We start from the raw sequence: 12,651 nt of genomic DNA on the forward strand, positions 1-12,651 counted from the left end.
CTCGGACAGCCGCCGCCGATTGAACTGCTGAAGTTAACGCAACAACGCCCTTCAGGCCGCGGTCCGGATGCGGATGATGGGCTTTATGGTTTCGCCCTTCTCGCTGTCCTCGGCTGCTTCATTGATCTCGTCGAAGGAATAGAACTTGACGAGCTTGTCGAAGGGAAAGCGTCCCAGCATGTAGAGATCAACGAGGTGCGGGATGAAAATGTCGGGCACACTGTTACCCTCGATGACGCCGCAAATGGTCTTGCAGTTCTGCATCAGGTCGTTGGGGTCGATCTCGACATTGATGCCGGGCTTGGTCACCCCGACGATGGCGCATTTGCCGCGCGGCCGGAGCGCCTCGACAGCGGCGCGCACCAGTTCGGGACGTCCGGTCGTATCCAGCGAATAATCGACACCGGACCCGGTGATCTGACGGATCACCTCGACGGCATTCTGCTCGCGTGTATTGATGACATGGGTGGCGCCGAGCGACTTCGCAAGTTCGAGCCGTGACGGCACGACGTCGATGGCAATGATGGTGGTCGCACCGGTGGCGGCCGCGGCCAACACGCCGCTCAATCCCACCGCCCCGGCGCCGAAGACGGCAAGGCTGCCGCCCGGGCCGACCTTCAGCGCATTCAGCACGGCGCCGGCGCCGGTCTGGATACCGCAGCCGAGCGGTCCAAGCAGCTCGAGCGGTGCATCCTTGCGGACTTTGACGACATTGCGCTCGTTGGCGATCGCAAAGGCGCTGAACGAGGACTGGCCGAAAAAGCGGTCATTGAGCATGTGGCCGTCGTGATCCGACAGCGCGTGCGAGCCGTCATGCCGATGTCCGGAGAAGTTCAGATCGTTGAAGTTCTCGCAACTTGCCGGCGCGCCCTCCTGACAGGCCCGGCAGCGGCCGCACGACAGGAATGTGAGAACGACATGGTCGCCAGACGCGACCTTTACCACATCCGCGCCGATCGCCTCGACGATCCCGGCGCCCTCATGGCCGAGCACGATCGGTTGCGGCACCGGAAAGACTTGATCTCGGGCCACCATGTCCGTGTGGCACATCCCCGTCGCGACGATGCGAACCAGCACTTCGTCGTGCTCCGGCGCTCCGAGCTTCACCGTCTCGAGTTGGAACTTCCCGCCTTTCTGCCGAACGACCGCCGCTTCGATACGATCTGTGGACGGGCTACTGCCGTACATTACGCAGAACCTTTTCTCTGACGATTATGGAACATCCCTGACCAAGCGCCACGGATGACGATTAAACCTCGATGCCCGACTTGCCTGGGGCAAAGATGCCATTCGGATCGAGGGCGCGCTTAAGAGTGCGGTTGATGTTGCGCTGCACGGGACCATATGCCTCCGCGACGCGGTCCATGAAGGCGTTGTTCACGCGGTAAACGCTGTAGCCTTGCTTCGCGAACTCATCGAGCAGCTCGGCGAAGCAGTCGTAAGCGCGCTTCATCTCTTCCGGATCGGTACGGTCATACAGCACGTCGACGATGTGGTGCATGGCGCGCTGGCCGACGATGAACTCGCCGACATAGTCGAGGCCGTACTTATTGAGGCTCCTGGTCGCCAGATCGACCTGCTTAAGCGTCTCCGAGCCTTTGGCTTGGCTCACCGGCGCGAACCACATGGAGCCGCCGCCGCCCCGCCAGTTATACAGGCCGAACTCGGTCATCGTCATGTTGCCGCGCATCAGATCGGCGCGGTACTTGAAGGCAGGGTCTTGACCCGCCTGCTCCTCGGTAACGATCTCGCCCTTGCCGGAAGCCTTGACCAGATCGGTGATGATCTTCCAGTTGACGTCGACCTGTTCCTGGGTGCCGTACAAAGCCGCATAAGCGGTCCAGGCGCCGATCTTGCGTTCGTCGCGGATGCGCTGAATGATTTCCTTGGAGGTGGCGCCCTTCTCATCAGTGAAGTCGGAGCGCCGCACCGTGGCGCTGGCTTCGTAGAGGGTGCCGACAAGCACCACCCCGTTGGGGATGACGCCCCGTATGCTCAGCGGGCGGAACATCTCCACCAGATCATTGATGTCCTCGTCCTTCGCGTACTTGATGGCGAAGGGTTTGTAGACCGGCGGTTCGGGCATCAGCCACAAGCCCATCTTGGTCACGATGCCAAAGTTGGACTGAGTGAAGATGCCATCGAGATAAGGGCCGTAGCCCCACTTGAACACCTGCCAAGTGTTGGAGCCCTTAACGCCTCCCATGGCAGTGCGCAGCACTTCACCACTGGCCAGCACCACTTCCATACCGCACGAAAACATGAAGTGCTCGGAATATGGTGTGTAGCCGACGCCGCGGTCGAGCGTGTTGCCGACCGGGCCGACGATGGCCGACGGAGCCGGCGGGTCAACCCACAGCTTGTAGCCCTTTTCCTTGAGGTAATCGACCAGCTGCTGGTAGGTCACGCCCGGCTCGATCAGGGCGGTGCACAACACCGGGTCGACTTCGATAATCTTGTTCATCTTCTTCAGGTCGAGGATCACCTGGCCGCGATGGTGCGGCGCCGCGGTGCCGTAACCGAAGTTGTGACCGGTAGAAACCGTCCACACCGGGATTTTGTGTTCGTTGCAGATCGCCACGATACCTTGCACCTGCTCCACCGTCGTGGCGGTCACAGCGGCCGAGGGCGCGAAGTCGGCTTCCGGCTTCGGCATCATGATCTTCATGTAGGGCGCGAGTTGCTCGTCCTTGACGAGGACGGCTTCGTCTCCAAGCAGTCTCCGGAATTTATCGATCGATTTCTGAAACTCTTGCTGCGGGACTCCACGCGGGAGCACCGCGTAATTTTGCTCGGCCATCTGCGTGGATCCCTTTACGACTCGATCGAGAACGAAACAAAGCTGCCCAACAAAGGTAATGTATCGGCGTCAACCAGCGGTGCGCTCGCGGCCTGCGAGCTACCCACCGAAGCAAGGGCGAAGCCCAGGGTCGCGGGCCACTGGCTGGCTTCTATGGCTGCTCTCTCTTGCAGCTGAGCCGGCAGTTCCCAGTGCAGCTTCGCGCTATTGATGCGCTGTTCGTCGAGTCTGTATGGCGTGCCGCAGGACCTCAATTGCTGGCCAAGCTGCGCCGAGCAGCAGTCGGCTGCCTCCGTGCTCAGGACGCGATGGCGCGAGTGTCCCCCGTCTGTCGAATGCTGGCCCAGCCACTGCAGACGCGCGCCTGCCGAACGCGCGAGCTGGACAATGAAGGCGCCGCTCGCGTCATCCACAAGGCCAATCACTCGAATCGGCCACTCGGAACGCAGCCACTGATTGAAAGCCTGCACAAAGCCGACGCTGAGATCCGTGCGCTGGACCTCCACGATCTTTCCCTGGGGCGCCGCCGCGATACCCTGGAGGAAGCCAGATCGTTCGACCGTGCCACTGATCAGCGTCAAGAGCGGCCGCGTCGGCTGCGCCTGATCACCGGGCATCGCATTGGCCAGGGCCAAAACTGGACTGTTCAAGGTCACGCCCGCCAGGCTCGTCAATGCGATGCCATTGAGAACGGAACGACGTTCGACGTCCATTGTGCGCTCCCTATTTTTTGGTCGCAGGCGTTTGTGACACGTAGTTGGCAATGTCCTGCAGGGACCGGTCGTCGATGAAAGATGCGGAAAAGGCCGGCATGGCTCGAAAGCCGTGACGAACCACCGTCGTGATGTATTCGGGAGGCAAGTGGCGTCCTGTGATCACGGGGCCGACCCCGACTTGATGGCAATAACCACAGACTTTGGAATAGATATCTGCGCCGCCTTGCCATTTGCCGTCGCCCGCGGCGGATGCGACCGATGAGACTATGACAAGGGAGAGGGGGATACCGGCTGCGCGGATGCGTTTGAGAGAAGTGCTGAGCACCATTACATCCCCTTGCTTCAACGCGAGATTTTTAGTCTTGAGCACGCGCTCTAAGTCTTCAGCGCTGGCTGGATCGGGCGCGCCGTTATCGCATTGAGATGTTGGTGCCGGACTGTCAGCAGACATGCACCACCATGTTCAGCGCTCTCTTGGAAGGAGAGAAGAACTCCCAATAGATAAGAAATCCTTCAGCCTAAGGATTCACTTCTTCGGATTTCCATTGTCCGTGCACGGCGAGTAGATCGAGCCCGAGCTTAATGCACGGCGCGCTGTCGGCATCACGAAGGATAGAGATGAACTTTGGAAGCTCGCTGTAAGGAGAGCAGCGAAGTGCTCCGTCGTATCGCCCCGCTTCGGGAGGCCGATGACAGCTAGCCTGCAATGATTTTCGCCGCTCCGCTGACCATCTGCGTTAGCGTGATCGAGAATGATACGGATGCGCTGGAGCACCTTTCGACCGGTTTCCGGTTTGGTGAGCCAGATTGGCAAAAGGATCTTGAGAACGTCGGTGCTCTCGACCTTGTTGGCGGCCCGATTTCCGATCACCGGAAAGGCGTACCGCTCAAGCATTGTGAGCCACTGGACTGAGGATTTACTGCCCCCGTCGCCACACAATTTCGTGGCTTGGACCGGATCAGATCGGACTTCTCAACACCGACGTGGGGCCGGAATATATCGGAGAAGCAGAGGCTTGAAGGGGTAACTGGGCTGTCTCGGACTTGGCTGTTGGCTCCGCGGGTAGGATTCGAACCTACGACCATCCGATTAACAGTCGGACGCTCTACCACTGAGCTACCGCGGAATGCCGGAAAGCGCCCCGAATAGCAGAACGTATCTGCGATGGCGAGACCTTTGGGTCATTTTGTTTCGTGCTTTCAACGACGCCAGACGGCGACAAGTGGAAGCACGTACGTCGAAGGCTAAAAGCCGGCGCGAAATCAAAGAGCTCACGCAGGTCCATGGTCCTTCGGACAGGGCGAGGTTGGTAGCCTTCTTTGCCGGGACGCGCAAGGGCTGAAACCCGATCGGCGAGCGATTATGTTGCGGTCATTCGCGCCCGTCGGTTTCATGGTAGTTTCGCTGCCATTCCGCCTGAAGGATCAGCGGGATCGCGTGATTGCGTGGGCCTAAGATTTGGAATGTTTGTGAATGAGCAATTTCTCGATTGTATGGCCGGCAATCGCCACGGCGTTTCTGGCCTCATTGGTCGAGGCAGTCGAAGCCTTCACCATCGTTCTTGCCGCCAGCACGCTTCGGGGATGGCGTCCTGCAATCTTGGGCTCTGCGGCTGGCTTGGCGGCGCTGGCGTTGATCGTTGTCGCGCTCGGTCCGCTTCTCGACATCTTTCCCATTCACGCGTTGCAATTCGTCATCGGCGTCCTGCTTTTGCTGTTTGGCATGCGGTGGCTGAGGAAAGCCATTTTGCGCGCCGCCAGCATCATTCCGCTGCATGACGAAGCGCTCGCCTTCGCTGAGGAAACGGAAACCATCCGTGAAGAAGCCGCACGCCATAAATCCCAGCTCGATTGGATCGCGGGCCTGGCCTCGTTCAAGGCCGTCTTGCTCGAAGGTCTCGAGGTCGTGTTCATCGTGATCGCAGTCGGATCGGTGCGAGACATGCTCTGGCCGGCGAGCGTTGGCGCGCTCGCGGCATGTGCGCTCATTCTGTTGATCGGCCTCGCAGTTCACAAGCCGCTGTCGCGTGTGCCCGAGAACGCCCTGAAATTTGCTGTGGGCATCATGCTGTCGGCGTTCGGTGTGTTCTGGACAGGAGAGGGGCTTGGCATCGCGTGGCCAGGACAGGATCTGGTGATCCTTGCATTCGCCGTGGTGTTCTTAATTGCCGGGCTCGCGCTTTCGGCTGTGCTCCAGCGGAGAGACGGGAGGATCCCACAATGACGACGATGCGTGAAATCCTCAACGGTCTGATCGGCCTCTTTCTCGATGATGAGTTCCTGGCCGTTGCAATCCTCGCCGTCGTGGCGGTCACGGCCCTTCTCAGCCTCGGATTTGAAACTCGCCCTTGGTGGACGGGCGCATTCCTGCTCGTCTCCATCGTCTTTGTTTTGGCGGGAAGCGTTTTGCGAACAGCCCGAAAAAGCGCTCGGCGAAACTGAATTCCTGCATCGACGAAAGAGACGATCCCCGTGTCGCTTCGGTGCAACTAAGAGCGCCTGTTCGTATATGGCCACTTTGCTTTATGGCGAATAGTGTCGATCAATCGATTTTTTTTGCCCAGGTTGTGACGCACCGTCCACTCGTCCACGGCCGCGTCAAGATCCCCTTCTGCGCCGATCCATTCTAGAAATTTCGGAAACTGCTCGTTCGCGTCTTCCATGCGAATCCGCATCACTTGAGACTTGTCCGAAATGAAGTGTTCAATATTCTTCGTAACAGTATCAATGAATTCCATTATCCATTCGATCGAATCCGGCTCCTTCGGATTCATATGAATTCCGTTCCGGTAAGCTTTCACGATGGACGCTTTTTTCTTCCATCGGCGATTATAGCTTTCGGCCACCCGCGCAGGATCTCTCGTTAGGTGTACGTAATAGGCGTCGTCACCGAATCGCTCTTCCAGCCTTCCAAGCATCCATGAAAGCCGATTGTCAGACTCAATGTGATTATCCGGATAGTTCAGCCTTTCAAAACCTTTCAGCCGTGCGCGAGTTTCGTGGCCACTGGAGAAATTATTGATGTGCTTGCAGGCCTGCGCAAATGTAGTGCTTCCGCACCGACCTGTAGAAAGAACGAAAACTCTCATTGTTGAACCCAGAATCGCAGTCTGTACTGCATAAGTTTGCGTCGTGATTTGCAGATATTCGTTTGCCGCAAATCAAGCCAATCCATCAAGCTACTCTTTTTGTTTCGTGCGGCTCGCGCCTCGCAACGCGCTGAATCGGCGACACGCGGTGTCCCCGATTTTTGTCCCGACTTGTAATGCGTTTCCTGCGCAACTTGCGCGTCCGACGCGTCTTCACCTGCGCCAGTAGTGGATCTCACGGAATTTCGGGGAAATGAGTTTGGAGGCCACGCCCGGAATTGAACCGGGGTACGCGGATTTGCAGTCCGCTACGTAACCACTCCGCCACGTGGCCTCTCTGCGTTCGTGCGGCTGTCCCTGGTAAAACACGGCTCCGAAAGTTTCGGAAAAGCTTACACTGGACCAAGACGAGACACCCGCCGACCGAGCGCGCATCTAGCATAGACCAGTCTCCCCTTACAAGCCGTTACAGTAATGAACGAATTTTCCACATGCGACGGCGTTCCCGTCGCGCTCGTGTGGCCCGTCGTCTATAGAGATACTCTCGATGACGAATTTCGCGGGCGGGGAGACGAGCAATGGCAGACGTCGCATTGCAGCGCAGGAATATGGTCGAAAGCCAGGTCCGTCCGAGCGACGTGACCGACCGGCGCATCATGGCGGCCATGACGGCGATCCCGCGCGAGACATTTCTTCCGGCCCGCCTCGCGAGCCTCGCTTATAGCGACGAGCGGTTGACGATCGCGCCCGAACGGGAAGCCTTGCCGCCGCGGGTGCTTGCGAAGCTGATCCAGCTCGCAGAGCTCGAGGCCGGCGACAACGTGCTCGTGATCAGTGCGTCGGGCTACGCAGCGGCCCTAGTGACTCAGATGGCGAATAAAGTCGTGGCGCTCTTCGCCGACAATGAAGAAGCCAAGGCCGCCAAGGAGGCTTACGCTTCGCTCGCCATCGGCAATGTCGCAGCCGTCGCTGGGGCAGCGGCCTCGGGCTGGCCAGCCGGCGCGCCCTACGATGTCGTTTTGATCGAAGGCGGCATCGAGAAGGTGCCGCGCGCCATCGAGGATCAGCTACGCGAAAACGGCCGCTTGGTCTCGATCTCGTTAAATGACAAAATCGGCCGTGCTGTGCTCATGCATAAACGGGGCGGGCTATTCGCGCGACGCGACGCATTTCAGGCTGCAGCACCCTTGTTGTCTGGTTTTGCAGAAGCCCGGCCTGCTTTCGTCTTTTAACTCCTGTGAGTATGCTGCAAACGGGCCACAGGCGGGTGTGTTTCGGCGCTGACAGACGGGATTCATAAGCGTAGACGTTAAGGGGGAAGCTTCGGGGGAAGCGCGAAAAAAGCAACTCTTTCGAAGAAATTAACGGAGCCTACTGGCGTGGCGTGAAACGCGCCATAAGTTATCCGGCGGACTTCACGGGACTGAAACCGGTTAGTTGATCCAGATCGAATCGGCTAGACGGAGTAATTGGGGGACCACTCTCTTCAGTAGGGGCAGTGAGTGGTGTGCAGGTGGATGCAATTGGCTAAAACCAAAGTCAAAGTAGCTCGCAACGACGCGACCTCGGTCGGGCGTTACGCTTCGAAAGCCCTGCTGGCTTTCGCGATCGGCGTCGCTATGACGGCGACCGCGCAGGCCGAGACGCTCATCGACGCGCTGACAGCCACTTATCAATACAGTCCAACGCTTGATTCCGCACGCGCCACGCAGAGAGCGCGCGACGAAGATATCTCGAGAGCTAATGCGGGTTATCGCCCGGATATCAACGCCTCCGCCAACGTCGGCCGCGAAAGAAACACCACGACATCGCCGTTGGCGGGTGGAACGACCCGCAATGTTGGTTCTCCGCGAGGGTATGCTCTCGACTTGGTGCAGCCGCTCTTCACCGGCTTTCAAGTTACGAACGCCGTCAACGCCGCCGAAGCCAACGACCGCGCTGGGCGCGAGACACTGAGGCAGACGGAGCAGCAGGTTTTGCTGGATGCCGTAACCGCTTTCGGTGACGTGACCCGAGACCAGGCGATCGTTAAGCTCAACGAGAATAACCTGAAGTTTCTCGACGCCGAATTGAAGGCCCAACGAGATCGCTTCAGCGTCGGCGAAGTGACCCGAACCGACGTTGCGCAGTCCGAAGCACGCCGCGCCCTCGGTCAGTCGGACCTCGATCAAGCCAGAGCCAACCTGAAGTCGAGCCGCGCCATTTTCGAGCAGGTCGTCGGCCATCCGCCGGCGGGACTGGTGGAAGCAAACCCGAATACGAAGCTCGTCCCGCGCTCGCTCGATGACGCCATCGCGATCGGCACGAAGGAAAATCCGCAGGTCGTCCAGGCTCTTTATCTTGAGCAGGCACAGCGCTTCACGGTCGATCAGATCCGTGGAGAGCTGCTCCCCCAGGCGCAACTTGAAGCAAATTATACGGATCAGTTCGACCCCAGCGAAGGTATCGACGAGGCAACCTCGGCGTCCATCGTCGGCCGCGTGAACGTTCCGATCTATCCGGCCGGTGGCGAAGTCTATGCTCGCGTGCGTCAGGCCAAGCACAATCACATCGCAGCGCTTCAGCAAATCGAAGTGTCGCGCGCGGCTGCGCAGTCGCAGGTCGTGCAGGCATGGGCGCAGCTGCAAGGCTTCAAGGCCCAGCAGGAATCCGACAAGGCTTCGATCGTCGCCAACACCACCGCTCTCAACGGCGTCAGGGAAGAAGAGCGGGTCGGCCAGCGCACCGTTCTCGACGTGTTGAACGCCCAGCAGGAACTGCTTCAGTCACAGGTGAACCTGGAGACCACGAAGCGTAACATTCTGGTCGCTTCCTACACGGTGATTTCCGCAATCGGGCGCCTGAGCGTCTCCGAGGTTGGCGCAGCGACGGCGGTTTATAATCCGGAAGTTCATTACCTCGAAGTTCGCAACAAGTGGTTCGGCTTGGACATCACGCATGGCGACGGCCGCCAGGAGCACGTGGACGTCGCGCCGATCAAGTAATCGGCGACGAACGTATACTTTGCCGGGGCTGGATTTTTTGCCCGAAAGATTTAGATTTCAATGTGCCGCCGCCTTGAGAGCGCCGCTCTCCGGGGATAACTGCTCGTGAGATCGTTGCGGATTTTCCGCAACCTGCCACCATGCTGGATCTCGAAAGGGCCTTGGTGAGTCCAAGAGAGGGCAAGAGCGGGTTGGGTGCGGTGGTTTCGTCATGCTGTCGGCGAAGACGGCCGAGTTGCGAAAAAGGTAGGGTATGTCGAGACTTGAATCCACTGCCGAGCCGAGTATGGAGGAAATCCTCGCCTCGATCCGCAAGATCATCGCGGAGGATTCGTCAGGTCTGAGATCGCCGTCTTCTTCGCCATCGTCCACGTCCTCTCCAAGACCGGGCGCGCCTTTTTCTCCCGCGATGAGACCATCGGCCGCCCCGTCGTCGTCGCCCGCTCCGCAGCGTGGATTTATGTCGCGCGAGGCTTTCCTGAAGTCGTCGCAGCCGTCCGATGCAGAGCCCGAGATCAAGCCGGTCCTGGCACCCTCGAATTCCGCTCGCTCTATCGATGCCGACAGCCGGCGCGTCGACACCGCATCGCCATCACCATCGCGCTCTCGCGCCGCGGATGAGAGGAACGACACGACCATTCCCGCAGCCAAGGTCGAGCGACGGGAGCCTTCGTTCACGCCGATTGAAAAAAATGATTTCCATAGCGTCGAGCCCGCAGCCAAGCCCCTGAACGGCTCGGCGTCGAAAGATAGCATTTCGATTGAATCGATCACGATCCAGTCGATTTCGATCGAAACCGTCGCCAAAAAAGCTGAGCCTGCAGAGCAAGCCGTGGTGCTCGATGCGGAACCGGTCGAAGTGCATCCCATCATCGAATCCGACGCTGCGCGGATCGAGGCGCAGCTGACCGAGCTATTGAATGACGATCTGAATGCTCTGCTCGAAGGTCGCGACTCGCCGATATCAGACGCAATCGTCGCCCAAGCTAAGGAAGTTGAAAAGTTGTCGCCTGAGGCGCCTTCAAAAGCGCTCGCGGATCTCGGCGAGACCGCCGACGCCGTTGATCCATTTGCCTTCGATCTTGGACCTTCTCCATTTGCGAAGATCGCTCCCAAGACCGAGCCGGAGCCGAAGCCCGAACCCAGGATCGAGCTGAAGACGGAGCCAAAATCTGACCTGAAGCCCGAGCCTAAAGTTGAACTGACGGCCGAGCCCAAGTTTGAGACCAAGCTCGAACCGAAGATCGAGCCCACGTTCGAATCCAAGCTTGAACCGAAAATCGAAACAAAGGTCGAGCCGAAGTTTGAATCGGCGCGCCCGATCGAAGTCACGCCAGCACCACAGTCGCCGATAACGCCGTTTGAGCCGCCCCTCGCCGCGCCTCGCCCGTCCTATTTCAGTGACAACAAGGCAGCGCCTGTGAACGGTGCGGCCAACGGCTCGCACGCGGGCTATCCTTTCGAGACCGCGAAGGCCCCGATCTTCGGACACACGGAGCCGCCCCCGCCGAAGCCCCGTCAGACGTTTGCCGTGCCGAGCGTGTCCGCCACGCTTGGACCATCCCGCAAGCTCGAGCCGCTATCGGAAGCGTTCCGTCCGACGTTCGGTCTCAGCCACCAGGAAAAACCACTCCCGACTGCTGAACTCGCACCCGAGCCGGCGCGCGCGCCCGAACCAGCTCGGCAACCAGAACCCGTTCAGTCGCCGGAGTTCGTTCGCGGCAATCCCACGCCATCGGCTGCGCCCGCACTACGGAGCGAGCCGAACGACACCGCGCTGCAGACGTCGGCATTTCCCCCGCTATCGACCGAATTGAGCGGCGGAGACCGCCCGATGGAGGACGCGGTCGCCGATCTCTTGCGGCCGTTGCTCAAAACGTGGCTCGCCGAAAATATGCCGAAGATCCTCGAGCGGGCGCTTCGCCGCGAAATGTCAGAACGGCTGTTGCCAGGACAGAAGAACCCCCGCGAATAGCGCATTGATCAGCGCCGGAAAATTCGCCGCCATAATTGTGGTGGCGGATAGCCGCGTCCATACTCCTGTTGCTACAACAAATTTTTTTCTTGCGAGTGTCTTTCGCCACACGGTTGCCTCGACATCGTCCTAGCGTGACTTTCGAGCGGGGGGACGCTTCGATCACTGCGTAAATGATCGGGACGCCCGCTACGTCACTGGGTTGATGGGGCGCATTTAGACAAATCTCATCTGTCCAGAAGCGACGAACCGGAGGGGCATCAACGGGGCTGCCGACGCGGTTCTGCGAATTTGAAGTTCGTACGCAGAAGAGGAAGCGTCATGACAATGATGAATGGTGCGAAGCACGACGTCGAAGATATTCTGGCATCGATCCGGACCAGCATCGCCGATCGATCTCCGATGTTCGAAAGTGAGAAGCGCGAGGTCCGCATTACGACCCTGCGCGGCCGAAGCACGATCGCAGATGAAGCCGCGGAGTTCGAACTGCCGGCGATATTCAAGACGGTGGCGCAGAACACCTCCGAGCGGCCCAATTTACTTGGGAGGCTGAGTGAAGCATTGGCATCAAGTGGACACCAGGAGCGCGAACGCTCCCGCACGGTAATTCCTTTCGAACCGGCACATGGCCGCATGATCGAGCCGCCGCCGGTGACCCTTCATCCGGTCAAGGAAGATGAGGTAGCTGTCGAGAAGATCTCCGCCGAGAACGACAGCATGAAGCGCAACATGCCGACGTTCTTCGACACACGCTTAAATCGCATGAGCGCGATGTCGCGGCCGGTCGAAGAACCCCGGGTTGAACCCGCACCGCAGCCCCCGGTAGAGCTCCAGCAGCCGCCCCGGCTGCCCGAAGTTCGCCCATCCTCAGAGCTGGCGGCCGACGGCGTCGACGATGTGGCGGCCCAGCTTTTGCGGCCCATCCTGAGACAGTGGCTAACCGAGAACATGCCCAAAATCGTGGAGCGGGCCCTCTTGAACGAGGCGGGCGGCACCCCGCCAAGCGGATCTTCGCGTCGTTGACGCGAGGATCAACTACAACCGGACAATTTCCGGCCATTAGGGAGCGACGGTTGACAGCCGGCGA

General features: G+C 59.4%; 12 protein-coding genes and 2 tRNA genes. 6 read left to right on the forward strand and 8 right to left on the reverse strand.

The genetic code is table 11. The features are described 5' to 3' along the window. Window positions 1-51: 51 nt before the first annotated feature. The 6 genes from G359_RS08485 to G359_RS08510 all read right to left on the reverse strand — a co-directional run bounded on the left by G359_RS08485 (window position 52) and on the right by G359_RS08510 (window position 4,643). A complete protein-coding gene (locus G359_RS08485; RefSeq protein WP_045835763.1) occupies window positions 52-1,188 on the reverse strand; it encodes an NAD(P)-dependent alcohol dehydrogenase in 1,137 nt (378 codons plus the stop codon). Window positions 1,189-1,249: 61 nt separating this feature from the next. Beyond that, the gene (locus tag G359_RS08490) at window positions 1,250-2,800 is read right to left on the reverse strand and encodes an FAD-binding oxidoreductase (protein ID WP_045835764.1); all 1,551 of its coding nucleotides are present in this window, start codon (window positions 2,798-2,800) and stop codon (window positions 1,250-1,252) included. 14 nt (window positions 2,801-2,814) lie between these two features. After that, window positions 2,815-3,513 (reverse strand): hypothetical protein, encoded by a 699-nt coding sequence (locus tag G359_RS08495; protein ID WP_045835765.1) that lies wholly within the window; start codon window positions 3,511-3,513, stop codon window positions 2,815-2,817. A gap of 10 nt (window positions 3,514-3,523) precedes the next feature. Continuing rightward, window positions 3,524-3,967, reverse strand: a complete 444-nt coding sequence (locus G359_RS08500; RefSeq protein WP_245279964.1) for a c-type cytochrome — start codon at window positions 3,965-3,967, stop codon at window positions 3,524-3,526. Window positions 3,968-4,042: 75 nt separating this feature from the next. Beyond that, window positions 4,043-4,411, reverse strand: a complete 369-nt coding sequence (locus G359_RS21110) for a phage integrase central domain-containing protein (RefSeq protein WP_045835767.1) — start codon at window positions 4,409-4,411, stop codon at window positions 4,043-4,045. 157 nt (window positions 4,412-4,568) lie between these two features. After that, window positions 4,569-4,643, reverse strand: a tRNA-Asn gene (locus G359_RS08510). Between the two features lie 347 nt (window positions 4,644-4,990). Here G359_RS08510 and G359_RS08515 point away from each other — a divergent pair. Both G359_RS08515 and G359_RS08520 read left to right on the forward strand, forming a co-directional pair. Then, entirely contained in the window at window positions 4,991-5,740 is a 750-nt protein-coding gene (locus tag G359_RS08515; protein WP_045835768.1) for a COG4280 domain-containing protein, read from the forward strand. Then, window positions 5,737-5,958 (forward strand): hypothetical protein, encoded by a 222-nt coding sequence (locus tag G359_RS08520; RefSeq protein ID WP_045835769.1) that lies wholly within the window; start codon window positions 5,737-5,739, stop codon window positions 5,956-5,958. The genes G359_RS08515 and G359_RS08520 overlap by 4 nt, the downstream gene beginning before the upstream one ends. A gap of 47 nt (window positions 5,959-6,005) precedes the next feature. On the opposite strand, the gene G359_RS08525 is transcribed toward G359_RS08520, so the two are convergent. Both G359_RS08525 and G359_RS08530 read right to left on the reverse strand, forming a co-directional pair. Beyond that, window positions 6,006-6,605 (reverse strand): hypothetical protein, encoded by a 600-nt coding sequence (locus tag G359_RS08525; protein ID WP_045835770.1) that lies wholly within the window; start codon window positions 6,603-6,605, stop codon window positions 6,006-6,008. A 260-nt stretch (window positions 6,606-6,865) separates the two neighbouring features. Then, window positions 6,866-6,939: transfer RNA gene (locus tag G359_RS08530), tRNA-Cys, on the reverse strand. 244 nt (window positions 6,940-7,183) lie between these two features. Between G359_RS08530 and G359_RS08535 the strand changes: the two genes are divergently transcribed. The 4 genes from G359_RS08535 (at window position 7,184) to G359_RS08555 (ending at window position 12,587) form a co-directional block, all read left to right on the forward strand. Further along, the gene (locus tag G359_RS08535) at window positions 7,184-7,837 is read left to right on the forward strand and encodes a protein-L-isoaspartate O-methyltransferase family protein (RefSeq protein ID WP_045835771.1); all 654 of its coding nucleotides are present in this window, start codon (window positions 7,184-7,186) and stop codon (window positions 7,835-7,837) included. A 285-nt stretch (window positions 7,838-8,122) separates the two neighbouring features. Beyond that, the gene (locus G359_RS08540) at window positions 8,123-9,589 is read left to right on the forward strand and encodes a TolC family outer membrane protein (RefSeq protein ID WP_045835772.1); all 1,467 of its coding nucleotides are present in this window, start codon (window positions 8,123-8,125) and stop codon (window positions 9,587-9,589) included. 253 nt (window positions 9,590-9,842) lie between these two features. Beyond that, the gene (locus G359_RS20910) at window positions 9,843-11,564 is read left to right on the forward strand and encodes a DUF2497 domain-containing protein (protein ID WP_245279965.1); all 1,722 of its coding nucleotides are present in this window, start codon (window positions 9,843-9,845) and stop codon (window positions 11,562-11,564) included. Window positions 11,565-11,885: 321 nt separating this feature from the next. Further along, complete coding sequence (locus G359_RS08555) at window positions 11,886-12,587, forward strand: DUF2497 domain-containing protein (protein WP_045835775.1); 702 nt, start codon at window positions 11,886-11,888, stop codon at window positions 12,585-12,587. Window positions 12,588-12,651 lie beyond the last annotated feature (64 nt).

The sequence above is a fragment of the Hyphomicrobium sp. 99 genome, from assembly GCF_000384335.2.
Classification (GTDB): domain Bacteria; phylum Pseudomonadota; class Alphaproteobacteria; order Rhizobiales; family Hyphomicrobiaceae; genus Hyphomicrobium_B.